Source organism: Nocardia aegles (assembly GCF_052545135.1).
The window spans coordinates 18,784-41,442 of the sequence record NZ_JBQWRI010000015.1; the positions used below are offsets into that span (position 1 = coordinate 18,784).

At 63.6% G+C, this 22,659-nt stretch carries 25 protein-coding genes and 1 pseudogene; 3 read left to right on the plus strand and 23 right to left on the minus strand.

All coding sequences use genetic code 11. The features are described 5' to 3' along the window. Positions 1–7: 7 nt before the first annotated feature. From ACT89H_RS27565 to ACT89H_RS27595, 7 genes are all read right to left on the minus strand, one after another. A complete protein-coding gene (locus ACT89H_RS27565) occupies positions 8–331 on the minus strand; it encodes a hypothetical protein (RefSeq protein WP_445111587.1) in 324 nt (107 codons plus the stop codon). Between the two features lie 52 nt (positions 332–383). Further along, entirely contained in the window at positions 384–737 is a 354-nt protein-coding gene (locus ACT89H_RS27570) for a hypothetical protein (protein WP_445111588.1), read from the minus strand. Positions 738–1,099: 362 nt separating this feature from the next. Next, on the minus strand, positions 1,100–3,688 hold the full coding sequence (locus tag ACT89H_RS27575) for a helix-turn-helix transcriptional regulator (RefSeq protein WP_445111640.1): 2,589 nt from the start codon (positions 3,686–3,688) through the stop codon (positions 1,100–1,102). Positions 3,689–3,860: 172 nt separating this feature from the next. Then, the gene (locus tag ACT89H_RS27580; RefSeq protein ID WP_445111589.1) at positions 3,861–4,094 is read right to left on the minus strand and encodes a hypothetical protein; all 234 of its coding nucleotides are present in this window, start codon (positions 4,092–4,094) and stop codon (positions 3,861–3,863) included. 944 nt (positions 4,095–5,038) lie between these two features. Then, positions 5,039–6,094, minus strand: coding sequence for a hypothetical protein (locus tag ACT89H_RS27585; RefSeq protein WP_445111590.1), 1,056 nt, complete (start codon positions 6,092–6,094; stop codon positions 5,039–5,041). A gap of 48 nt (positions 6,095–6,142) precedes the next feature. Then, positions 6,143–6,385, minus strand: a complete 243-nt coding sequence (locus ACT89H_RS27590; RefSeq protein ID WP_445111591.1) for a hypothetical protein — start codon at positions 6,383–6,385, stop codon at positions 6,143–6,145. Positions 6,386–6,678: 293 nt separating this feature from the next. Continuing rightward, positions 6,679–7,050 (minus strand): hypothetical protein, encoded by a 372-nt coding sequence (locus tag ACT89H_RS27595; RefSeq protein ID WP_445111592.1) that lies wholly within the window; start codon positions 7,048–7,050, stop codon positions 6,679–6,681. Positions 7,051–7,057: 7 nt separating this feature from the next. Between ACT89H_RS27595 and ACT89H_RS27600 the strand changes: the two genes are divergently transcribed. Together ACT89H_RS27600 and ACT89H_RS27605 are read left to right on the plus strand one after the other, a co-directional pair. Then, positions 7,058–7,378, plus strand: a complete 321-nt coding sequence (locus tag ACT89H_RS27600) for a hypothetical protein (RefSeq protein WP_445111593.1) — start codon at positions 7,058–7,060, stop codon at positions 7,376–7,378. A gap of 144 nt (positions 7,379–7,522) precedes the next feature. Beyond that, the gene (locus ACT89H_RS27605; protein ID WP_445111594.1) at positions 7,523–7,819 is read left to right on the plus strand and encodes a hypothetical protein; all 297 of its coding nucleotides are present in this window, start codon (positions 7,523–7,525) and stop codon (positions 7,817–7,819) included. Positions 7,820–7,993: 174 nt separating this feature from the next. On the opposite strand, the pseudogene ACT89H_RS27610 reads toward ACT89H_RS27605, so the two are convergent. The 5 genes and pseudogenes from ACT89H_RS27610 to ACT89H_RS27630 form a co-directional block, all read right to left on the minus strand. Then, positions 7,994–8,299: pseudogene (locus ACT89H_RS27610) on the minus strand (GFA family protein); the annotation flags it as partial. Positions 8,300–8,422: 123 nt separating this feature from the next. Beyond that, positions 8,423–8,971: a hypothetical protein gene (locus ACT89H_RS27615; protein ID WP_445111595.1), complete on the minus strand. Its 549-nt coding sequence runs from the start codon at positions 8,969–8,971 to the stop codon at positions 8,423–8,425. Positions 8,972–9,232: 261 nt separating this feature from the next. Next, a complete protein-coding gene (locus ACT89H_RS27620; RefSeq protein ID WP_445111596.1) occupies positions 9,233–9,814 on the minus strand; it encodes a P-loop nucleotide/nucleoside kinase family protein in 582 nt (193 codons plus the stop codon). Positions 9,815–9,840: 26 nt separating this feature from the next. Further along, on the minus strand, positions 9,841–10,566 hold the full coding sequence (locus tag ACT89H_RS27625) for a class I SAM-dependent methyltransferase (RefSeq protein WP_445111597.1): 726 nt from the start codon (positions 10,564–10,566) through the stop codon (positions 9,841–9,843). A gap of 4 nt (positions 10,567–10,570) precedes the next feature. Further along, positions 10,571–10,852 carry a hypothetical protein gene (locus ACT89H_RS27630; protein WP_445111598.1) on the minus strand — a complete coding sequence of 94 codons (282 nt, stop codon included), beginning with the start codon at positions 10,850–10,852 and terminating at the stop codon, positions 10,571–10,573. Between the two features lie 401 nt (positions 10,853–11,253). Between ACT89H_RS27630 and ACT89H_RS27635 the strand changes: the two genes are divergently transcribed. Next, positions 11,254–11,382, plus strand: a complete 129-nt coding sequence (locus tag ACT89H_RS27635; protein ID WP_445111599.1) for a hypothetical protein — start codon at positions 11,254–11,256, stop codon at positions 11,380–11,382. A 120-nt stretch (positions 11,383–11,502) separates the two neighbouring features. Here ACT89H_RS27635 and aspS read toward each other — a convergent pair whose 3' ends face one another. The 11 genes from aspS to ACT89H_RS27690 form a co-directional block, all read right to left on the minus strand. Continuing rightward, entirely contained in the window at positions 11,503–13,260 is a 1,758-nt protein-coding gene (gene aspS / locus ACT89H_RS27640) for an aspartate--tRNA ligase (protein WP_445111600.1), read from the minus strand. Positions 13,261–13,548: 288 nt separating this feature from the next. Beyond that, positions 13,549–14,853: a DegT/DnrJ/EryC1/StrS family aminotransferase gene (locus ACT89H_RS27645; RefSeq protein ID WP_445111601.1), complete on the minus strand. Its 1,305-nt coding sequence runs from the start codon at positions 14,851–14,853 to the stop codon at positions 13,549–13,551. A gap of 31 nt (positions 14,854–14,884) precedes the next feature. Further along, positions 14,885–15,568, minus strand: coding sequence for a class I SAM-dependent methyltransferase (locus ACT89H_RS27650; RefSeq protein WP_445111602.1), 684 nt, complete (start codon positions 15,566–15,568; stop codon positions 14,885–14,887). Positions 15,569–15,669: 101 nt separating this feature from the next. Then, positions 15,670–18,291, minus strand: a complete 2,622-nt coding sequence (locus ACT89H_RS27655; protein ID WP_445111603.1) for an OB-fold nucleic acid binding domain-containing protein — start codon at positions 18,289–18,291, stop codon at positions 15,670–15,672. After that, positions 18,278–19,420 (minus strand): 3-dehydroquinate synthase family protein, encoded by a 1,143-nt coding sequence (locus ACT89H_RS27660; RefSeq protein ID WP_445111604.1) that lies wholly within the window; start codon positions 19,418–19,420, stop codon positions 18,278–18,280. The genes ACT89H_RS27655 and ACT89H_RS27660 overlap by 14 nt, the downstream gene beginning before the upstream one ends. Positions 19,421–19,512: 92 nt before the next feature. Next, on the minus strand, positions 19,513–19,833 hold the full coding sequence (locus ACT89H_RS27665) for a cupin domain-containing protein (RefSeq protein ID WP_445111605.1): 321 nt from the start codon (positions 19,831–19,833) through the stop codon (positions 19,513–19,515). Positions 19,834–19,960: 127 nt separating this feature from the next. Further along, positions 19,961–20,941: a radical SAM/SPASM domain-containing protein gene (locus ACT89H_RS27670; RefSeq protein WP_445111606.1), complete on the minus strand. Its 981-nt coding sequence runs from the start codon at positions 20,939–20,941 to the stop codon at positions 19,961–19,963. 93 nt (positions 20,942–21,034) lie between these two features. After that, a complete protein-coding gene (locus ACT89H_RS27675) occupies positions 21,035–21,358 on the minus strand; it encodes a hypothetical protein (protein WP_445111607.1) in 324 nt (107 codons plus the stop codon). Positions 21,359–21,386: 28 nt separating this feature from the next. Next, positions 21,387–21,725, minus strand: a complete 339-nt coding sequence (locus ACT89H_RS27680) for a hypothetical protein (RefSeq protein WP_445111608.1) — start codon at positions 21,723–21,725, stop codon at positions 21,387–21,389. A 94-nt stretch (positions 21,726–21,819) separates the two neighbouring features. After that, on the minus strand, positions 21,820–22,068 hold the full coding sequence (locus ACT89H_RS27685; protein WP_445111609.1) for a hypothetical protein: 249 nt from the start codon (positions 22,066–22,068) through the stop codon (positions 21,820–21,822). 263 nt (positions 22,069–22,331) lie between these two features. Then, positions 22,332–22,553: a hypothetical protein gene (locus tag ACT89H_RS27690; protein ID WP_445111610.1), complete on the minus strand. Its 222-nt coding sequence runs from the start codon at positions 22,551–22,553 to the stop codon at positions 22,332–22,334. Positions 22,554–22,659: the final 106 nt, after the last annotated feature.

A 22,659-nucleotide genomic window follows, 5' to 3' on the forward strand; every position in this document is an offset into this window, starting at 1 on the left:
CTCGGTGTTATGGGAGTTGACCAGCGCAGAGGGCCATCGAGGTGAGGAGCGCGCCCAGCGAAAAGGATGCCAGCAGCGTTCCGAGTGCGAGGAATATCTCTTCGGCGGCTACAGCGCCGAACACCTTGATCAGTATCTGCCTGGCAGCGGGCAACCCCACTCCGTTCACTATGGCGAGAATTAGCCCTTGATTGCCCGAGCTGAGGCTGTTCCACCATGCCAGGAATCTCTTGATGTTCTCATCGCCGAAATTCCTCATCTCGGTGATGATGAAGTCACCCGTCGTATCGAGTCGACCCGCAACGCAGTCTGAAAATTCTTCGATCGCCATTTCAGTTTCTCGCTAATCTCGCTTAAAGCGGCATAGATATGATTGCGTACCGTCAGACCACCGCGTCTGCTTCGGCGAATGCGTCCTGGGAGGACCGCAACATCTCGGAGAGCCGCTGCCCCGATGTCTGATCGAACGCTCCCATCAGAGCGCTGAGGTTCGGTGCGACATTGACACCGATCACCTCACCGTTCTCGTCGGTTTCCGGATCCGAGATCACATGACACACAGTGAATTCGGCGCTCGCTTCGTCAAGCCCCTCACGGATATCGCCATCGAGATCCGACAGCCAGACTTGGATGTTGGATAACTCTTGCTGAATCGTGTCACGATCAGGCAACCCGCTCGCGTCGACATTGATCGATCGAGTAGCCAATGCGGCGGCAAAGTCGTCGGCGAAAGCCATTATTCGACCTCCTTGAACTATAGGAACAAACGTCCCAAGGACTGGGTGTCTGCAGTGGGCGACACCGACGATGAGTGCTGGTATCGACCGACTGCTCGGCCTGCGGTACAGCACAAACACCGAGCTTGGCGGGTGGTTCTGTCTCGCCGCCTCGGGTGGGGTGCCGGGTATGCCCTGGGCCAGCTAGCGCTCGCCATCGCCATCTCCCACGATCTCGAACGGTTGTCTCCAGACAGCATCGGTCCGGTGGAGCCGGGCGGCGCGAGTATGTCGGTACTCGAAGTCGACGCCGACCGCGTGACTACCTACTCGATGCGGCGCACCACCCTGCGCCGCTCGCACGGGAACGGCCGCGCGGCCGGTTACTTGGCGTCGCGGCCGAGGATCGCGGCGAATTCGTGACGGCCGGCGACGCCGAGTTTCCTGCTCGCGCGGTAGAGGTGACCTTCGACAGTGCGGCGGGAGACGGTCAGCCGCTCGGCGATCTCCTGGTTGGTCAGTCCCCCGGCCGCCAAGGTGATGATCTCGCGTTCGCGATCCGACAACGGTAGTGGGCTGGCCGCCAGCGCCAGCGCCGGGCTGTGTGCCCCGCACTCGGTCGCCAGGCGCACGACCCGCGCGGCCGCGAGGTTCGCCGACCCGAGACGTTGGTGGCGACGATACGAGTCGGCGGCCTGGGCCGCCGCATCTGCCGCGCATAGCCGGTCACCCATGTCTTCGAATGCCCTCGCCGCCGCAATCAGAGCTGTGGCGTCGTCCGCGGCCAGTGCCGCAGCGTGCGCGGCCGCGGCCACCGCTCTGGGCCCCTCCACGTGGGTAGCCAGCTCGGCGAGCTCGGGCGCGACGGTCCGGTCACCGAATCGGGCAGCGGTGTGCAACGCGATGACCGTGTGCATGTGTTGGCTCAGTCGCCGCGCGGTCGCGGCGGCGTTGTGCGCGAGGGTGATCGCCGCGCTGACATTGCCCTCGGCCGCGGCGACCCAGGCGTCGGCGAGCTGGTCGAGCGGTTCGTGGAATGCGGCGATGGGCGTTCGGTGGCGGCGCATCTGCGCTTGGGTGCTGCGCGCGGCGTCGAGGTCGCCCAGCAGCGCCAGGCAGCGGGTCAACGCGGTCAATGCCCCGTAGTACGCGCCACCACCGGAGCTTCCCAATGGTGCCAAGCGTCGGCACTCGTCCTGTAATTCGGTGCGAGCGGCATCGAGCTCACCGCGGGCGAGTAGGGTGATGCCGACCAGGTAGCCGCCCTGGGCGTAGGGGGAATCCTCGACCGACGCGCGATATCGTGCGGCGGCGGTGCTGGCCCGGTCGACGTGGCCCGCCCAGACGAGGCCGCTGACGTACACCACGGTCAAGGGAGCCAGGAAGTTCGCGAACTCGGCCACTCGTTCACTGGCGGATGTCCCCCGGGCCATGTAGTCAGACAGCTCGTCACGGCCGGTGGTGGACGCCCAGAGAGCCATGGCGGCCGAAGCGATCAGCACCGCCGCATCGTCGGAGCCGGATGCCGCCAGGATTTCGGTGGCGACTGTCCACACCGTGTCGAGCGCACCGGCCGAAGCGTCGATCATCGCGCGTAGTGCGCGCAGAATGTCCCGCAGCGGTGGTGCCGCGACCCGGTCGATTCCCTGGCGCAAGATCGCGCGGGCTTGGTCGGGATGCCCAAGCATGTAGGCCAGGTTGGTAGCCCGCGTCACCGTTGCACGCACGAATTGCTCGTCGTCAACGGCCAGGTCGGCCAACACGGCGAGTTCGACGTCGGTGACCTCGGGCCGCCCCGACCACAACGCCGCGAATGCCACGATTGCCTGCGCGGGGAATCCGCCGCCCGCGGCCACCGCCGCGCGCCCGAGACGCTCGGCCAGTCCGAAATCGGACAATCCGAGCGCGCGCTCGCCGACCTCGACGAACAACGGCACATCGGCGGCGAGATCGGACTCGAGCAGCAACATCGCCCGCCGCAGCCGAAGATCGAGTCGCGGCGAATTCCTGTCTGTCAACGCCGTCGCGATCTCACCGCGTAACCGTCGCGCACGCAGCAGACCCATCCCGGCACGGCGGACCTCTCCGAACAGCGGATGCGTGAATCGGACGTCCCACCGTGCGTCCTCTGCTGCGACAGACACCACCCCGACGTCCTCGGCCCGCTCCACGGCACCATTTCCGACCGCCGCGTCGAGCAGGTCGGCCGGAAGGGGCTCGCTCAGCGCGAGCAGATCGACCACCGCGCGGACGTCGCCGGACAGCGTCAGCATCCGGGTGTTGACCATGTCGGACAGCATTGCGGGGACCTCGACCTCACCCGCTGACCGCCACACATCCCCGTCCTGGCAGAACGCGCCCGGGACGACGAGTTGCCGCAGAAACAGCGCGTTTCCGCGGCTGAGTCGCCACAGTCGGCGCACCGTGGCACTGTCGACGCGCCCACCGAGCGCGGCCGCCACGACGGCCTCGGTTTCTTGTTCGGACAACGGCTGGATCTCGAGCCGGTCGAGGTGCTCGTCCTTCCACACCGCCGCGACCGCATCCGGTACTCGTTCACCCGTGCGGACGGTCGCCACCACGCTCGCCCGCCCCTGCAGCACAAGCTGATTCACCACCAGCGCCGACAGATCATCGAGCAAGTGCGCGTCATCGGCCACGACCACGACCCGGTGAGGCCCACTCGCGATCCGATCCACCACACGGCGCACCAGCGTATGCGGGTCACCTAGATCGGGCACAAACTCTGCGAACGCACCCAACGGCACCGCTCGCGCGCACTCGGTCGCGGTCACCCACCACACCTGCGCGCCTCGTCGCCGCTGCAGCTCGGCTGCTTCGCGAGCGAGACGGGTTTTCCCTACCCCCGCGCCACCGGCCAGTACCACGCCGCCGGCTCTGTCGCGCCGACGCATCGCAGCTTCGATGAACGCCAGCTCCTCAGAGCGACCGATCAGTGGCCACTCCTGCATCACACTCTCCGATTCTACAAACCCGGCCCGCACCCCGTGTGGGTAATCGCGAGGTGCGAGCCGCAGTTTCTGGTGGGAGCGACGCAGGGGGCGGGAGACGACCCGCGACACCGCAGACGAGTCCCTGCCACCTCCCCCTGATCGCCGTTGCTCGACGACGCATTCGACAGAGCTACTCCATGTGCGGCCCCGGCTCGTCCCGGGCCGTCGCGTTTTGCGCGCTGCGCAGAGCGGCGAGTTTCGCTTCGGCAATGCGATACACGCCCGCCAGGGACTCGGGTTCGACCCCGAGATACTCACTGATCAGCGCGGAGTCCACGCCTGTGTCGCGTAGCCGCAATGCCAGCGAGTACGGCAGCGGCAGGCGGCGAAGTAGCTGCTCGTGTTCGCTCAACTCATCAGACATATCCCGATTCTGCGGTCGCTGGCTGCCCGGCCGCCGAGTAGACCGCTACCTCACTACGGCCCCGGCGCGGCCCCTCGCGGTGACGGTCGATCGCATGCTGCGCACCGGTGCATCGGGATGCGATCCGCCCACACGTTCAGCACGGACAGTCCAAGCAGATCCACCACCATCGGCAGGCCAAGCGGCAGCACGGGCGGGCCGGGCCCGCCGCAACCATTGGACTCGCCGGAGCGTTCGAGGGGCTTCGAGCAGGCCCTCGACGGCCGCCAGCGAGGAACAGGGATCGCAGTGGGCAGACCCCGGGAACTGGTCCGAGCGCGCCACGAGCAGCACGTGGATCGACGAGAGCAGGATCCATTCGCGCGGGGCCTGCGCGATGGTGATTCCTTCCGAGATGACCTGTCATGGTGAGCAGTTGTTCCATCACATTACGGTTGCCCCCGCAGTTGTCATCCAGTCTATTGGCCCACAAAGTATTCCGGTCTCGTCTGCACGGGCTGTCAGGCCGGGTGGCACGGAATGCCGGTGGCGTAGAAGGCGTCTCGGCGGGGTGGGTATCGAACGCTATCGTGTGGTCCGGTGGGCATCGACACTCGTGTGTCACAAGCCGCGCACTACATCGCCGCAGCACCACCTCGGTGGGCCCTCCGCCATCCGCCCGGCAGGGGCTGGCGAGCCGTACAACGCCCGCTGGGGAAGAGGCAGCTGTCTACGGGCGTCTGGCTGTCGGACTGGCAAGCGCGGCGATGTGAGGATGACAGGCGGAGACCAGGGCCTCCAGGCTCATCCCCGCACATTCAGCGGCATCGCTGAGCGCGAGCTAAGTAGTCGTCCCGGCCGACCGTCACCACGATGTCCATGCTCGCCGGACCGTAGAATTCCTCGCCTGCCGCCACGGGCCGGAACCTCTCGATGCTCGGTCAGGGCATTTGGCGGAATCCCAGTCAATGGGGGCGGTCGATAAAGGACTGAGCCTGCTTCGACAGCTGATCGATGATTACTCTCGGAGCTTCAGTCAGGCTGAGGGCCGCGGTTGTGAACACCGCGGTGCGGAACTGTCCGGCTGCCTCGCCGAATTCGGCGTGAAACCAGATCGGTGCGAGGATTCCCACCGCGACAAGCGCGGCGGCGGTGGCAAGGCGTGGTCCGAACCGTCCGACTAAGCGCCTCACGACCGGCGTCGGGTCTTCGCTGCCGAGCGAAGCCCAGCGGCCCCACGCCGCATCGGTAAGTGCCTGGGTGAGCTTGCCGGGCAGTGCCCGGTCGTGTTCGGTACCGCCCAGGACGATGTCGACGGCGTATTTCCGCAGTGTCGCACCGATCTTGGCGGCGGTGTGGCGGACCGCGGATCGAATCTCCGCAGATCCGCCGATCGCGATCTTGGACAGGTGGGATTCGGTGCGATCGGCCGCGGATTCGAGGCCGTCGGCGAACAGCACCCGCATGCGGTGGTTGTGCCGCCATGCGAAAACTTGGGCGCTGAGCCCGACAACCGGAACGATCGGATCAAGAGTTCTGTCGGGATTATCCTTGCCGAAGAGGCCATTCCAATAGGCCATCCGGTCCCAGCTTGACTGTTGAGCCCAGCTCGGCTGTGGAAACAGCCACTGCTTGGGTTCGCCGTCGTTTTCCAAACTCACCGACGCAACGACAAGGAAGGCCGCAAGATCGACGACAAGCAGATCCCGCGGATCGGCTGCCCGCGTCAGCGAAATTCTGACGTGATCGGTAAGTGCGGGAAGCAGGGAACCCCAAGCCAACGACTCCACCGTCACGATGACGGCGACCTGTGGCCAGCTGTAGTGGAAGACCGACACAAGCGCCCAGATGATCGGCCCGATCACAGCAAACCCGAAGTAGATACGGCCACCCCGCACATCGGCTGCACGGGGATCGCGGGCGAAACCTGTGCCGAACAGATGGGCGGCTAGAAACACCAGCCCCGCCAGGACCTGGAGGACGGCGTAGGCGGGGAGCGCTGTGAGCACGGGGATCAGCACGGTGCGATAGGAGACCCCGTCGGCACGCCAGATCAAGTCCAGTTGCCATTAGAAGCCGATGACCAGCACCGCAATCATCAGCGCGCCGAGCGCCACGCGCGCTCGTGCCCACGGCAGGTCGCCCAGGTGTAGGTCACTGATTTGGGTGTAGGCCTCCTCGAGTCGCTGGCGTATTCGGGTCCAATCCTGTTCCCCCAGCGGCGGTACCGAGTCCGAAGTCTGTAACCGTTCGACCACGTAGCGGGCCCGTTCCGGGGCGTTGTAGGCCACCGGGGGCCTGGGCGCGGACATGGTCAGATTGTCTCCTCCGGAAGCCATGTCCCGTGATGGAACAACCCGAATCCCATCACGAACCGAACTCAGCGGCCAGCAGGTCAATCCGATCGCCGTGATCGCGAACTACTGACGTTTCGATGTCGCCCGCCTGCTGACATTTTCCCGTCGCCTTGCACCATTCGAGGTCGTCGGTGAGCCGCCCCGGTGGCTAGGACAGGTACTCCCCGTCGCACGCCCCCGGGGCAGGGCAGGAACTCCCGGTACTTGATGTGCGTGCCGAGCCTGTTGCCGCTCAATGGGTTTCCCCATCAGTCGGGCCCGCGTGAGCAAGTAGCGAATCGTAGCTGATCCCCGCGGCGGCGGGCACGGGTTCCACCGCTGGGTCGGTGGTGGTGTCGCGGGGCCGGGTTGCGGATGGCGAGGACGGGCACGCCGTGTTCGTCGGCCATGCCATCGACCCCGTGGATGAATTCCAGGGCGGATCCGGCGAACATGCCCCTGACCCGGTCCTGCATGGAGCGCACGTCGTGGCCGGGCAGGAAATCGCGGGTGCTGATCGCCCCGCAGCCGCAGCCGCAGGGGCGTTCGGTGAATTCGGCTTCCTCGTCCAGGGTGATGTAGCCGACCGGGTTCTGCGAGTTGTTCACCACGGGGGGCGGGGCGGCCGATCCAGGCGTCACGCACCGGATGCCCTTCTTCGAGGACATCGCCTTCGACCGCGATGCGGTCGCCGTGGTCAGTGACGCCGGTGATCTCCGCGACGGCGCACACCTGACCGTCACCGATGATGAGGGCGAACTTCTCGTCGACCGCTCTTGGCTTGAGGGGCTCCGGCGCGCGGATCGCGGTTGTCGGCAAACGATCCGACAACGACGAATCCCCGGCCATCCCGACAACCCCCGTGCTGAAGCCGAGTACGAGTCAAAACACCGTACTGAACACGAGTACGAGACACGCCAATGTTCGAAGCCCCCTTCAACCGCAACCGAATCCGCACGTCAGCACTGAACACGACTTCGAACAATCACATCGGGGCTGGCTCGCATGGGTTTCCGTGCTGATCGACTCGGAGTGTGCGGCGGCGGTGAAAGGGGCTCCGAAGCCAGGCGGATTCCGCTTCCACGCCGACGGCAGTGGTGTGTCTCTGAAGAGGTGAATCCGAACAGCCGCGACAACCTGATTGCGCTGCTGGCCCGCTCCGCCGCCGAGGTGGCCGAGGTCACCCAGCTCGAATACGCCCTGCGCGGCCCCGGAAGCGCCGACGCCGCAATGCTCGAGCAAATGCTCCCGTCGTTGATCGAGGTCGCCCACCAGCTCGGAGACCTGCAAGTGTTCCAAGCAGTTTCGAACCTTCCCACGCGCCCCGCCTCGACGCCGTACCGGCTCAAGGAGATCGCCGAACTCGTCGGGTCCGACGGCACACTGTCCGCCGCGTGCTCGCCCAGATGATCGCCGGAGGGCTCGCAGAACGTCAGTACGATCGGTCCCGGGTGTCTTCGGCGAGGCCGCCGCACTGTCCGGCGTCGCCGGGCCCACCGGTAGCACGCGGGGCTCGAGGTCGAGAGCCGTGACCGGGAGCCCCGCGCATCCTGCCGGATTGAACGGGCTCGGACCTAAACTCGCTCAGTCCTGCGCGCCGACAATCGGAAGCCACGGGACAGCGTTCGGTCGGAAACTCTGTCGCTCGGGCACCAGGTCGCTGTGATCATCGAGGCTCATCATGGTGACGCCGATCAGTTCCGCGTCGCCGTCGTCCTGGGCCGCGATCGAGCTGCCACAGATTCCGCAAAAACCGCGCTGGGAATCTTCGAAGGTGTTGTACCAGACTGGTTCCCCGCCCGGCCCGGTCCACTTGAACCCGGCGCGGGGAAAGTCGACCCACGACATCACCGGGCCACCGGACAGACGCTGGCAATGGGGACACGAACAGAGTTCCCTGTCAAGTGCTTCTGTTCACACGGAGCGTGATCCATATCCGGGGCGTGGGCTGGGTCGTTCAGTGCTTCTCGGTGGCGGGAGTGCTCGCGACATCCCGACGGATTTGGCGAGGTGCTACACGGCGATGACGCTGTGTAGTGGGTGGTGCACGATGTACTGCCAGTCGGCGGCAGGGCAGTTGGCGACGGCGAGGGTGTCCAAGGCATCGACTCCGCCGCCAGCGACCAGGGAGAGGGCTGTCTCGCCGACCATGAAGTTGCCTTGCATGGCACCGCATCCGGTGCAGCAGACAGCGAGGACTACGGTGCGGCGTGTTTTGCTGTGCGTCCGCTGGATCGTCGCCTCGATCTCCGTGCAGCCGGCTGATCGCAGCAGTTGGGCTGCTCTGGACATTGCGTTGTCATCTTCGGTGGTGAACAGCCCGCAATAGCCTCGGGCGGGACGGTCGGGGTACATGCCACAAACACAGACGGTGGCGAGACCGCATTTCCAGCAGGGCCGGATCAGGCCGAGCACGCGGATGCGGACCGATTTGGCGCAGCCGGTCGGTGCGGGTAGTTCCCAGTCGAACTCGTCTGGATCGACGCCGTTGGAGAAAGTCTCTGACAACCAGTGACAGGTCGCGCATTCGATTTTCCAGCCGGAGTCCGAGTCGCCGGACAAGAACCCGCCTTCGGCGTAGACCCATACCGAACACCACGAACATCCGCCCGCGTACCGGTTCCTCATCACCACACCGCCTCGATCGCCCCGTCCGGAATCGTGCCCATGCGAGCTGCTGATGGGACAGATGGCTGTCCTGCACGCTCAGGCCGGTGCCGAAATCATCGGCCCGGCAATGGTATTGGATGGTTCAATTAACGCAATCTGGTTCGAGCTAACCGAAACCGCTGGTAGCCGGTTGCCCACGATCATCGGATCAGCTCACCGACCGGGCTGCTGGCCGGGCGCGGTGACGAACCGCGCGATGGCGTCGAGACCCGGCTCGTACCCGTCGGTGGTGTCCACGGTTATCTGCGCGACGTCCATGTTCACCGGCACGAAGGACGCGACAGTGCGGGTTCCGGCTGTGATTTCGGCAAGCAGGCCGGCGTCGTTGTGGGCGCGCCGGTGCGGGTCGTGCTCGGCGCGGTCGGTGATGCGGTCGTGGAGGACCTGTTGGGGGGCGTTGCAGTGGATGATGCGGTTTTCGGCGAACTCGGCCACGCGCAGCAGGTTCGGGCGCCAGAGCTTGTCCTGGAACGCGGCTTCGGCGACCGCGCTGACACCACCACGGGCGAGCACGGTCAGCACGTCGAAGAACACGTGGAGGACGGGGATGTTGAGGTCTTCGTAGTCGCCGTCGCGCGGCGGTGTGGTGGCGGCGACCATGCCCTGTTTGATCTCGTCGCGGATGATCGCCGGAATGCCGGCGCGCTCGGCCAGGGTGTGGGCGAGGGTGGACTTATCCGATCCGGGAGGGCCGCTCACGACGGTGATCACCGGGTTCTGCGCGGAAGTGGGCATGCGGCATTGTGGCAGGTCACTCATTGTCAGCGGGTGCGGGTGTCGGCGGTGGAGGGTTTGGTGAGCCGGTAGGCGATGAAGCCGGGCTGCCGGGTCAGGGTCTGGTACTCGGCCGGATGCGTGCGGGCCATCTCCGGGGACGGTTGGTGCTCGGTGATCGCGTCGATGACGAATCCCGCTGTGGTGAATTCGGGACACCATGTTTGCAGCGGTTGGTGCCAGAAGCGGTGGGTTATGCCGCACGACCACTTCTGCTCGATCCACCCGGTGTCGAAGTAACTGCCGTCGGTGGTGAGCCAATCGGCGGTGGGATGGCTGGTGGAGATGATCAGGTGACCGCCGGGGCGCAGGACGCGATGGAGTTCGCGGAGCAGGGTGATGCGGTTGTCGATGTAGTGGATGACCAGGGCGAGCAGGCCGATGTCGACGGAGTTCGACGCCAGCCAGTACAGGGGTTGGGTGAGGTCGTGTTGTCGCAGGGTGATCTGGCCGGTGGTGTGACGGCGGGCCAGGTCGATCATGTTGGCGCTGGCGTCGATGGCGATGACGTGGGCGCCGCGGGCGAGTAGTTCGGTGATGTAGAGGCCGGGCCCGCATCCGGCGTCGAGGACGACGCGGTCGGTGAGATCACCGAGCAGGTCGAGCACGGTGGGCCGGTCGTAGTGGGCGTTGTAAGGGCTCTTGGCGGCTTCGGCGGCGAACGCGGCCGCATGCTGGTCATAGGAGGCGGTAACGGTGTCGTCGGTGAGCATTGGGCTACCTGACCTTCATGGGTTGACGGTGGGACGAATGGTGTTCGGGCAGAAGTGCGTCCAGCACGCCGTAGTCGGCGGATTCGCCGCTGACGAAGCCGTCGTGTAGGGCCCGCACAGCGGCCTCGTAAACGTGAGCAGGTGCCGGGCAGCCGGTGTCGATGAGCTGGTCGAGGCGGGCGTCGAACTCGGTGAACCACACGCGGTAGTGGAGGATCTGCGGGTCGGTGCTCGGCCAAGTGCGGAACAGGTGGCGGCGGGCGAGGGTGAACGGGGTTGGGCTCAAGGAGTAGACGGTCGAGGCCGCGCCCCGGCAGCGTGGCACCTGCCTGGTGGTAGGCGCTGGTGGTTTCCCCGAGGTGGGCCGCCTACGCCACTCAACACTGGCGACATCGCGGAAGTGTTCGGCCCTCGCTCCTTCGATCAGTTCTGGGCCAGCCGGCCACCCGTCGGGAGGCCGAGGCCCCACCGCGCATAACGCGGATGCAGGATGGGCTTCGGGTCGTTCGCGGAATCCATCGTCATCGGCCCGAGAACGCGCCACGCGGACGCCAAACCGGGTCAGTGCTCCCGCGCGGTCGGGTCAGGTCACGACGACCTGCGCCGCCATGTGTCAGCGAGGGTCCCGGAACCGGACGCGGATACCCTGGGTCGTTACGTCGCTGAGCATCAGCCGTTGGGGATTACTTGGACACCACCGGAAACACCCCCGCGCTCAACGCGCGAGAGCTGGCCCGCTACATCGGTCGACTGGAAGCCGAATTCGGCGCCGTCGAAGGCGATCCGGATCTGTCCTTTGGTCCGGACGCCGGATAGCCGCCGCTCATGCGTGACCGGCTGTCCGACGACTCCTCAACGAACCGCGCGGTAGCGGTGCGCGCGGCGGTATGGTGCCCGCTGGCCCGCGCATCGCGCGTTCACGACCACCTGGTCTTCTCACTGCGGCTTGCGCGGATTGAGGTGGAGTTCACGCAACCGTACTGGTTCGACGTCGGTCGGTGCGCCCATAAGGAGGTCTTGTGCATTCTGGTTGAGCGGGAACGCGATGGTTTCGCGGATGTTGGGTTCATCTGCGAGAAGCATGACAATTCGGTCCACGCCTGGCGCGATACCGGCGTGGGGCGGTGCACCGTAGTGCAGGGCCCGCACCATGCCGCCGAATTGGCTGTCGACGTGGTCCTTGTCGTATCCGGCAATGCGGAAGGCCTCGTACATGATTTCGGGGTCGTGGTTGCGGACCGCTCCACTGGACAGTTCGATGCCGTTGCATACGATGTCGTACTGCCATGCAAGGATGTCGAGTGGTTCCTGATTGCGAAGCGCGTCCATTCCGCCTTGTGGCATCGAGAACGGGTTGTGGCTGAACTCGATCGAGCCGTCGTCGGCCTTCTCGTACATCGGGAAGTCGACAACCCACGCGAAGCGGAACACGTTTTCCTCGAAGATGCCCGCGCGCTTGGCCGCTTCCACCCGGACCTCGCTCATGATCTTCGCTACGTCGGCTTCGGCGCCGGCGCCGAAGAACACTGCGGTGCCGGGCTTTCCTTCGACTGCGGAGATCAGTTGTCCAGCGACTTCGTCGGTGAGGAACTTCGCGATCGGGCCGGACAGCGCAGCGTTGTCGCCGATCTTCACCCAGGCCAGCCCGGCTGCTCCCTGCTCGATGGCGAATGCGCCGAGCTGGTCGTAGAACGAGCGTGGTTTGTCGGCGCAGTCGTGGACCGCCAGTGCGCGAACATGCTTGTTCGAGAAGGCTTTGAACTCGCTGTCGCGGAACAGGTGTGACACGTCGACGAGTTCGAGTGGGGCGCGCAGGTCGGGCTTGTCGGTTCCGTACCGGGCCATGGAGTCGCGGTAGGCGATGCGGGGGAACGGTGCGGTGGTCCGGCGGTCGGGCGCGAACTCGGTGAACAGTTCGACGAACACTTCCTCGATGATCTGGAACACGTCTTCTTGTTCGACGAAGCTCATCTCGATGTCGAGCTGATAGAACTCGCCGGGTGAGCGGTCGGCGCGGGCGTCTTCGTCGCGGAAACACGGCGCGATCTGGAAGTACCGGTCGAAACCGCTGATCATGAGTAGCTGTTTGAATTGCTGCGGAGCTTGCGGCAAGGCATAGAACTTGCCGGGGTGAGTCCGTGAAGGCACCAGAAAGTCGCGTGCTCCCTCGGGGCTGGTAGCCGAGAGGATGGGGGTCTGCATGTCGAAGAACCCGCGGGTGGTCATCTTCTGCCGGATGGCCGCGATGACGGCCGAACGAAGGAGGATGTTGGCGTGCATCCGTTGACGGCGCAGGTCGAGGAACCGGTAGCGAAGGCGCGTCTCTTCGCCTACCTTGTCCTCGGGAAAAATCTGGAACGGCAGCGGTTCGCAAGTGCCGAGGACTTCGAAGTTCGAGACTTCTACCTCGATCTCGCCCGATCCAATTCCCGGGTTGACGTTCTCCGGGGCGCGAGCAAGCACTCGCCCGTCGACACGGATCACTGATTCCTTGGGCATATGGCTGAGCTGGTCGAAGACTGCGGAGCCGGGCCGCACGACAAGCTGGACTATGCCGTAGTTGTCTCGCAGATCGATGAACAGCACGCCTCCGAGGTCGCGCCGATTGTGGAGCCACCCGGACAGCCGCACATCGCGGTCGACATCCGATGAACGCAGCTCGGCGCAGGTGTGGGAGCGGTATGGGTGCATCATCCATCCATGATTGGGGGAGCGAGGTCAGTCGCCCCATGGCTTAGGACAAGCCCAAAGCGTACGTCAACGCGGCCTCTGGTCTCAGCATCGGCCCCGGCCGGCCTGGTCTGCGCGCGGGTGGCGGAACACAGGACGATCCGTCGAACCTTGCTGAGCGCTACAGGATTACGAGGACGACGCTATTCCATGACGCGACAACGTCCGGCTGTGCCGTCGAGTTCGCTCTCTGCGCGGGTTCGAACGAGGCGCTGTGGGCGCGCAGAACAGAAGCCGGTTTTGGTTTCTTCGTCAAAATGCCTGTGTGGAGTCGGCTTGGGAGGTTCTGAGCAAATTTCCGGCTTGGTTTTTCACCTTTTCAATTGCGGTGACAATCTCGTGCATCCCCTCCTTGCTATCCAAAAAGACGGGCTGCGTCAGTGTCATGCAGGTCTCGCGGGCGCGGTCGGCTTCGGGCAATCGATATTTTGTGAGGTCCAGGCGCGCAAGCTCGATGTCGGTCATGTCGCCGCGGGGCATTCTGGTGGGGCAAAGCAATCGGTGTCTGTTCAGCGGCACGTATACCGGGTTCACCGGTGTATTGAGTTCGGCGGTTAATGCACGCGCTATTGCGTCGATTGTGTTGCCTGCGAATGCCTCTCTACTGACGCGCATCGCGTAGTTGTAGTGAGTCCTGTATGTTACCCGCGGGTCCGGCTCTATCGCATTTACTCCGTCGATTTCGGCGAGTTGGTCAGAGAGATAATTCGCGTGTTGTGATCGCTCGTCGTTTTCGCTCTGAAGGTGCGTCAGCCTGTCTGACAGCACCGCGGCGTGTAGCTCGGATAGGCAAGCGTTGCGGCCTTGTACATCTGCGACTTCTACTAGTTCGAGCTGGCCTCGCCTGGAGTCGGCGGCAAAGAGGCGGCCGTCGGATCGCAACTGTTCCAAACGGCTGTACAGTGCGGGATCTGCCGTTATCGCAGCGCCGCCTTCTCCAGCTGTCAGCAGCTTGGACTGCTGCATACTGAAGCACCCGACATCCCCGAATGTGCCGACTCGGCTTTCGCGCCAACGCGCACCGTGCGCTTGGGCACAGTCCTCGATGAGCGGTATGCCGCTGCTGCGGGACAATGAGGTGAAGGCGTCGAGGTCCGCGACGCTGTTGAACGGATGGACGATGAGGATCGCTGCGGTTCTGTCGGAGATGGACTCGGCCACACGCTGTGGGCTGATAGCCAGTGTGGCGGCATCGATATCCGCCAATACGGGCACAGCACCGATATTGACCACAGCAGATGCGCAGGCGACCCAAGTCAGCCCTGGAACGATCACTTCATCGCCCCGGCCGACGCCAAGCGCCTGGAGCGCGATCGTCAGTGCCGCTGTCCCCGAAGCGGTGGGTGTGCAGAAGCGGATCTCGTTAAAGTCTGCGAAGGCTTGGGCAAATCTGCGCTCGAAGCACACTCGGCCATCGTTGGCCCCGCTGACGGCCCAACGACTGGACTCCAGTACTTCTCGAATCGCCGTCAGTGTGTCGTGATCAGAGCGGGGCCATTTCGGCCACTCGCGCTGTCGGACCGGATGTCCGCCTAAGATCGCCAATTGTTCACTCATCGGATAGAGTCCTTCCTGTCCTGGCCCGCGGTCAGTTGGCCCTGGCTACGAACGCAATTCGGGTTGTCGACTCCGAGACAGGCTTGGGCTGTGGTCGGGCCCAGTCGACGGCGCGGAGCAGTTGGAAACCCGCGGTCCGCAATGCCTTCTCGGTTTCGTCGAAGGGGTAGGCGCGAATGGTGTGCTGTTCGGTCCAGTGGTGCCATTGGCCGTCGATGAGATCGAATCCCCACAGAGTCTTGGTGTTTGTCGACTGCTGTGGATTCCAGGCCGTGCGTGTAGCTACGAAGTGCTCGGGATGCATGGTGTGAACTTGGTCGACGGATGCCCAGACTTCGGCTAGTCCGCGTGGGGTGTACATGTCGAAGACGTAGTGGCCGCCATCGCGCAGCGCCCGGCGCGCACGGTCGAAGGCTTGCTCGAGATCGTCGATGACCAGCATGAAATTCAGACTGTCGTACATGCAGGTGACCAGGTCGACCTTGGTTGCGACGCTCAGGTGGCGCATGTCTTGTTCGATGTAGTCGATCTGTTGTCCTCTGTTCTTGGCGGAGTTGCGTGCCTGTTCCAGCATCTCAGGGGAGGCGTCGACACCGATTGTTCGTAGGCCGGTAGTCGCGAAGTATTCGCAGGCCGCCCCGATCCCGCATGCGACGTCGACTACGGAGGTGCAGGGGCCGCCCGGCCCGACGTTGGCTGCCTGCAACGCGAACACTGCCATTTCCTCGCTGAAGCGTCGCTCGGCACCCGCGGTATACGCGGCGGCGAACCTTCCGTAGGGGGTCGCGGATGTCGGGTCCAGCGTCGGAGGGGTAATCATGTCGCTACTTTCAGGAGTTGGTGCAATGGGGGTTGGCCGTGGGTACGGTGTCTGTCCCAAAGGCGGTACGTCTTGGTGATTTCGACGTCGACCTGTCCGAATCGAAACAGGAAGAATGGGGCATCGAGGTTGTGGCACGGCAGTTGTTGACGAAGCGAATCCAGCACGGCTCGTATTTGCGGTCGGCTGGAATCCAGATGCCAAAAGCAGAGTCCTTCGCCTAGATGAACTCCTGCAAGTCCACTGTGCGCGGCCAACTCGACACACGCGCGCAGTGTTGCTTCGACCAGCCAACGGGTAGCGCCGGACGCCAGATGTGCGTTGGAGATGTTCACCGATCGAATCAGCAACACCTGTCGATCTTCGATAGTCAGCACATGCAATTGGGCATTGCCGATAACCACGCCGTGGGAGGAGTCGACCATATTGAGGTGATGGTGATCGGAACGGTGATACAGCGAGAGGTCGCCGGCCGTGCAGATGCCCACGGACGCCTTTGCCAGCGCGGACGCCCTGTTCTTGGACAGATACAGCCTGATCGCACCACCAGCGCTTCCGGGTACCCCGAACGTGTAACATCGCTGTTCGGCGGACCAGTGCTCCCCGCCGGGGGTCAGGCCGCTCGCCGATACGTGGTGAGTGCAATCTGCTGTGAGTCGGAGTGTGTCTCGCGTCTGGATGTAAGTCTGACTTACCGGACGGAATAGGTGCTGCAAGATTCCGATACATAATTCGCCGGGTTCGGATTCACCGATGACATCCAGGACTTCGGGAATCTCTTTCTCGCTCGCCCCGATGAACGCGGTGCGCAATTCGTGTGGCTCGACTGGCTGATTGGGGAAGATCCGTTGCCCGAGCCCTCGGATTACCTGGGCCACCGAACCTAGTGGAACTCTTTCATGCATCGCCCGCAATACGATCGGCAACAGAGCCGGTGCGGATAACCATCGCTCGGCTGCGGCGCGCACCATCGTCGAGCCGTCCGCGGCTAGTAGGTGAGTTACCTGTTCCGCGGTGTCGGCATCCCCACCGGCGAGCGCTTCGACGAGACTCGTGAAGGATGCGGGTGAGTGTGCCAATACCTGCCGGAGCAGCGGCAGGATCGAGGCGGGCCCATCGGTCGGATATAGGTCGAGAGTTCGATGCAAGCCGTCGAGGGAGCCAACGTCAATATAGGTGATCTGGCGCGGTTCTGTGATGATCCGGAGTTCCACGGCCCTTCGCATCACGTCCTGGGCGCGCGTATCTCGCAGCGCGCCGCGCACCGACTCACTCCCCAGAATCGACCAGATCCATTCGAACCGTTCGCCTTCGGGCAGGTGTTCAAGTTTGTCGCCGACGGCCGGGAAGAGATCGAACAGCCGCTCGCACACGTCCTCACTCATCGCGAAGTCATTGAGGAGATCGCCGAAACCGCGTCTGCCAGAACGGTTCACGGCCGCAGTCCTGGAACGTGCCATCGCGGCAGATGCCTCGATGTCCCAGCGTTCGATGCGGCGCGCTGAAAGCTCCAAGTCCTCAGTGCCGATTGGATCCGATGCCGATGATCCGGATATCCGCAGGAGTGAGGCCAAGTCGTGACCGGCCTGGGCAGCACTCAACGGGTTCTCCGTCTGCGCACCCTCGATCATCCGAGTCAGATCCAGGCTGAACCAGGCGCCCGCCGGCGGAGCCATCCGATCCCAGCTCGCCTTTCGATCCATGATCTCGCTGCGCACCAGCGGGTCAACGACATCGGTCCCGAATGCAGCGTCGGCGGTGGTTCGGACCGCGCCCGCCCCTACGACCCGCCCTGTGGCCAGGAGAAGTACACATTGGGCTACCTCGGGGTCGCCGCGGCCGTTCATCAGCTCCGCCAACGCAGTGAGTCTGACATCGTGACCGGCAAATAGCGGGTGCCCGGCGGTGGGCAGTCCTACCAGCATCGTCATGCCTTGGGCAGCCATGCTGCCTTCATCCCCAAACGGACTTTCATCTGCGCACCTGTGGACCGATAGGGATTGGCCACAGGTGAGGGCCAGATCCCTCACTACGGAGGTCAGGTCCTCCAAAGTAGCGAACGCACAGTCGATCTCGGCGAGCCTGGTACGCCGGCACCCCGCCGGTGCCGTGTGCTCGGCAATCAGCATCGTGCGTATCCGGTACACCCGTTCGAGTTCGACACCGTCCGCGATTGCCAGATCGTCTCCCAGTTCGGTGAAATCGCGGGATTTCAGCACCTCCCGAATTGCCGACTCGACGCGCACGCGGCCCAGATCCGAGCCAGACACCGACCTCTCGCGGGTCCTGGCCACCAGCCTGATCGACGCGACGTGGATTTCCATGTGGCCGGTCGGATGGTTGGGGTTGACCTCATGCGGGCGTCTGGAGATCAGGCGACCGTCCACGCTGACGGCCCAACCGACTTCCAGCTGTTGACATTGAGAGCAGAGTTCGACTCCGCGGGCGACGAGTTGGATCTCGCCTGTGTCGTCGCGCAGCACGAGGAAGACCATCCTGCCCATGTTTCGGATCGCAACGATCCGTCCTGCGAGCCGGACCTGACGGTCGCTGTGCAGGGTCGCCATCTCGCCACAGCGATGCGTGCGGTAGGGGTGTGGTTCTTCAGCTCGCAGCATGGTGACTGCTCAGCTCTTCGGCGAGCGTTCGCCGGGACAACTTCATCTGTGCGTTACTGAGCAAAGCGGGGCCGATGACGTCGAGCCCGAGATACTGACACGACGCGATCCCTGCCGGCACCACCAGATGAAGGTCTCCATTGCGGTGTTCGGTGATGGCATGCAGACTCGCCCAGAGGTCGTCGATCGAGGTTGACGGCCAGGTCAGAGCAAGCCCGAGGGCTTCCAGCAGCGACAGAATGTCGTCGCTGTCGTCGTCCGACAGGAGCCCGACACTATTGGCGATCTGTGTGGACAGAGCGATGTCCATGGCGACAGCTTCGCCGTGCAGGACCGTGTAATTAGAAGCGACTTCCGTATACGGGCTGAAAGTATGACCGAAGTCCATTCGCCGTCGATAGTCGGCGGTTTCAAAGAGGTTGGACGACAGCTCCGACAGCATTCCAGCGACGGAGAGCCGGAGCACTTCCACGGCCGCGGAGTCATCCAACGAGGAGAAGCGCGAGTCGACTAGATCACGGCCATGCTCGGTCAGCAGATCGAACAATGAGCGATCCCCGATGATCGCGACTTTAGCGATCTCAGCCATGCCGTTTCGTATGTGACGGTCCGGAAGCGTGCGCAAGAACGCCGGGTCCAGCAACGAGTGCTCGGGAGGGTGGAACGTCCCCAATCCGCTCTTGCGGCCTGCGAGGTTGACAGCATTTTTAATGCCTATTCCCGCGTCGATAATGCCGATCAGCGTGGTTGGCACTTTGATGTGCGGTACACCTCGGTGGTGTAGCGCGGCAGCCAGGCCAACCACATCAGTGCAAACACCACCACCGATAGCGACGATGGGCGACGTTCGCCCCGATCCGGCCGCAGCAGCGTGTTCGCACACCTCTACGGCCGCGTGGATCGACTTGGTTGATTCCGTGCAAGGCACCACGACAATTTTCGAACGTGCCCCTTTTGACAAGGTGGAAACATATGAGTGAATCTGTCGCCCATAAAGTCGATCGACCGACGGTGTACAGACGATCAGCGCGTCTCGGCAATCTATACAGTCACGCAACACAGGGTTGTTCGGATTCAGTATCGATCGGCTGAACGTAACACTGTGGTGACGTTCCAGCGTGGAACGCATCGATAGAGTGTCACCATTCCTACTGAGCAATGTCGCCGCCCTCGGGGCACGCCCCACGGCCGTGGTTGTATTCACGATTTCGCCTTACGTGGTTAGTGGGTACTGCGGACGGCCAGTTCGAAGACGAACAACCTGATTATCTCCGGACCGTTATTCGTCAATCCGTGAAGACCGTTGGGCTTATTTCGCACGAGGTCTCCTGCGGCGACCTCGAATACATCATCCTCGAGTCGCATCAAACCTGCTCCGCTGAGAAAAAGATAGAACTCCTCCTCGGCCTCCGTGTGGCGATGGTCGCCGATGGATACCCCGGGCGGGATCTCGACGTAATCGATGAAATTACATCCCCCAGCCAAGTCCGCACCGGTGACGATACGTTTCGCGAGGACTTCGCCGTCCCCGAAATGGGCCACCTCGGGCGATAGCTGGAGACTGTACAGATTGCAGATAACGGGCGACGAATAGAATTGTCGTGCGCCTGTTGTCGTTGACTCGTTAATACTCGGCTCCCATACTCGTGACGCTTCTGGTTAAAGGTCGTCAAATGCCGCTCAGCCTGGCGGATATAGACCGCTGCTTGAGAATCGACACCGCGTCGGCGTCCGAACGATCCAGATTGGCCGACCTCAGAACGGGATCTTCCAACGCGGACAGTCCAGGACGGTGATGTGACACATTAGAACAAGCGCTACACATGGCAAAGACCGAACGATCCCCGGCCCGCAAGCGTGCGCGGATCGTATTGAATCGGTGAGTGACCCATATTTCGGAAATCGATGAGTCCAATACATTGCCCAAGACATGCCCACGCTCGGCATCTTCATAGCACAGCAGCACGTCACCGGCGACGGTGACGATCAGCATCTCCGATGGAGCGAAACAGGGGGTTCGGGCGGTCTGCGCCGATGCACTCGGCAGATGCTCCAAAGTGCCGCCGCGGTTGGTCAGCGTCAGATCCTGTGAATACTGAACAATTTGGAATTCTCGATCAGGGTACGGACCTTCGGAATGGCGGGTGACATAAAAGTAATCCATCCCGGCTCGCCGCAACTCGGCATACTTTCCATCATCGAGAAGATCGCCATTTGTGTTCAATAATTGCAACGCATCAGGAATCGTAGTATTGACGTGCTGGACGAGTCGCGGTAGATCCTTGCGGAGCAGAGGTTCATTGTAGAGGTGGTACGAGATTCGGCCAGAGAACGAGATGTCCGCGAGCTGACCGATTGCGGCACGAAAAACCTCGTCCGACATGCGTACAGGGACTTTTGGGCGAGGGTTCAGTGAGACCGGACAATACGAGCACGCCCGGTTGCAGCGTGAGCAGACTTCCAGCTCAACCACCGAAGGACCAGGCACGCGGGCCTTCTCGCCGCTCGTCGGGTCGGACTCGTCGAGCGCGGCGCCCGGGTCGGTCGACAGCTGCTCGCGGAACCCAGCATCGTCGGCGATCTGGGACAGGGCAGCTGCACCGCGCGGCTCTAGCACATCATCGAGCTGAGAAATTTTCGGCGAACTCACATATACCTCCCGGATGCGCGGAACCACAGCAGCTCTAGATGGTGCTCTTTCACCTTGCGCCCCTTCATGATTGGGCGTTTTCAGTCTCTCACATCACGGATGCGACACCGAAGGGTTTTCAAACGCCGCCGGACCGCGACGAAGCCATCGCACATGCCCACAGTGTCGGTGTCCCCGATACCCAGTTCTGGGGCGAGAACGACGAATTCGTGGACCCGGCACTCGCATCGCGCCGACACCGCCGTCGTATTCAAGCCCGAGCCTGGACAGAATCTCGGCGGCGCTCACACCGAAGTCGGCGTAGTCGGCGGGGTCGTATGTTGATGTGATCTGACCGTTCAGCTCGTCATCGGGCCGATCCTTGTACATCAGCCACGCGGCGCGAGAAATCGCCCCGGCGAACACCAGCGTGACCACGATGACCAGGCCCAGGTGCCACCCGGCATTAGACGATGACATCTGATCCGAGACGGCTGTAGCTCGCCCCGTCCGCCACGGTGACCACCTCGTCACACCACTCGATGACCGGCCCCGCGTCACCGTCGAGATGCTCGAGGTTCGGGGTGAGCACGGCCGAGATCTCCACCCCGTGCACCCGGGTCATGTTGCGTGCCACGTTCTGCAGGCGCATCGCCGGATGGTCCGTGTCGTCGCCGAACACGACGATTTTGATCAGGCTGTAGCCCCAATCCTGGGCGGCGCGTCGGATCTCTGTCTCATCCCATGGTTGACGTGTACCGGACTCGTCGTGACGGATGTAGCCCAAGGCTGCTGATGATCTCATGATGGTTCGTTCCCTGCGGTGGGTTGGTTGATTGGACTCAGAAATGACCAGGGTGGTCGTCAGGTCTGCGACGCCGACCGGCCCGCACCGTGCGTCAGCGAGGTCGAGGCCGGTACTCGACGCGGATGCCCAGCTCCGCGAACGCTGCCATCGACTCGTCCATCAGTGAGCGGATATCCTGTTGCTCACCGTCCCCGGCGGGTTCAGCCTGGCTGGTGGTCCCATCCCACTGCTTGAGCCCTTCGAGCAGCGCTCGCATCTCCTGAACGTTGATCTCGGGTGGCGAATCGTCCCGCTCTATCTGTAGAGGTAGCTGCGTACCGGGATCTCCGGGGGCGATCATGACCGAACCCCCCCTGCGAGTCTTGGGCGCTGCGCCGGGCCAGGCCGTATCTGAAAAGCACTTCGTCCCAGAGCTTCCGAGGCATCTGCGTGAGCGCCTGGCCCAGCTCTAACGGCGGCTCGAACGCTGTCTCGGTGCCGTCGGCGAGGCGAACCGCCCGCACGTGCACCACAGAACCGAGAATCGACCATTCGGCCCGATCTCCATCGACCTCGCTGATTCTTGTCGTCGCCATCACAGCGCCCATCACTTATTCCTCGCTCTCACTGCGTAATTCGTTCGTGTATACGTCGCGGGGGCAGGTCGATCCGGTCGCACAAGCACCACCGGCCGCTGCTGTCTCGCCGCCAGGACCAATCCGCCCCGGCGGGCATCAGCTCGGGTTCGAAGTCGTTCGGCTCGACGTCCAGGAAGGTGACTTCGAGCAGCACCGTGCCGTCGAGGAGCACGCACGCGCAGCCGGCGCAGGGGCGACGTGCCCGCATTCGCCGCGCCCGTAACGAGGGCCCGCATCCGCCCCGCGCCCGGTTCGATCGGCAGCCGCCAGAACCGCAGCGCCGAGGCCGCCCGGGTCTCGCCGCCGGTGTTGGC

Coding starts and splice junctions, on each gene's coding strand:
- ACT89H_RS27565 (WP_445111587.1), bottom strand. CDS start 331: ATGGCGATCGAAGAATTTTCAGACTGCGTTGCGGGTCGACTCGATACG.
- ACT89H_RS27570 (WP_445111588.1), bottom strand. CDS start 737: ATGGCTTTCGCCGACGACTTTGCCGCCGCATTGGCTACTCGATCGATC.
- ACT89H_RS27575 (WP_445111640.1), bottom strand. CDS start 3,688: ATGCAGGAGTGGCCACTGATCGGTCGCTCTGAGGAGCTGGCGTTCATC.
- ACT89H_RS27580 (WP_445111589.1), bottom strand. CDS start 4,094: ATGTCTGATGAGTTGAGCGAACACGAGCAGCTACTTCGCCGCCTGCCG.
- ACT89H_RS27590 (WP_445111591.1), bottom strand. CDS start 6,385: ATGTCCGCGCCCAGGCCCCCGGTGGCCTACAACGCCCCGGAACGGGCC.
- ACT89H_RS27600 (WP_445111593.1), top strand. CDS start 7,058: ATGCCCTTCTTCGAGGACATCGCCTTCGACCGCGATGCGGTCGCCGTG.
- ACT89H_RS27620 (WP_445111596.1), bottom strand. CDS start 9,814: ATGCCCACTTCCGCGCAGAACCCGGTGATCACCGTCGTGAGCGGCCCT.
- ACT89H_RS27625 (WP_445111597.1), bottom strand. CDS start 10,566: ATGCTCACCGACGACACCGTTACCGCCTCCTATGACCAGCATGCGGCC.
- aspS (WP_445111600.1), bottom strand. CDS start 13,260: ATGATGCACCCATACCGCTCCCACACCTGCGCCGAGCTGCGTTCATCG.
- ACT89H_RS27645 (WP_445111601.1), bottom strand. CDS start 14,853: ATGAGTGAACAATTGGCGATCTTAGGCGGACATCCGGTCCGACAGCGC.
- ACT89H_RS27655 (WP_445111603.1), bottom strand. CDS start 18,291: ATGCTGCGAGCTGAAGAACCACACCCCTACCGCACGCATCGCTGTGGC.
- ACT89H_RS27660 (WP_445111604.1), bottom strand. CDS start 19,420: ATGCGTTCCACGCTGGAACGTCACCACAGTGTTACGTTCAGCCGATCG.
- ACT89H_RS27680 (WP_445111608.1), bottom strand. CDS start 21,725: ATGAGATCATCAGCAGCCTTGGGCTACATCCGTCACGACGAGTCCGGT.
- ACT89H_RS27685 (WP_445111609.1), bottom strand. CDS start 22,068: ATGATCGCCCCCGGAGATCCCGGTACGCAGCTACCTCTACAGATAGAG.
- ACT89H_RS27690 (WP_445111610.1), bottom strand. CDS start 22,553: ATGCGGGCACGTCGCCCCTGCGCCGGCTGCGCGTGCGTGCTCCTCGAC.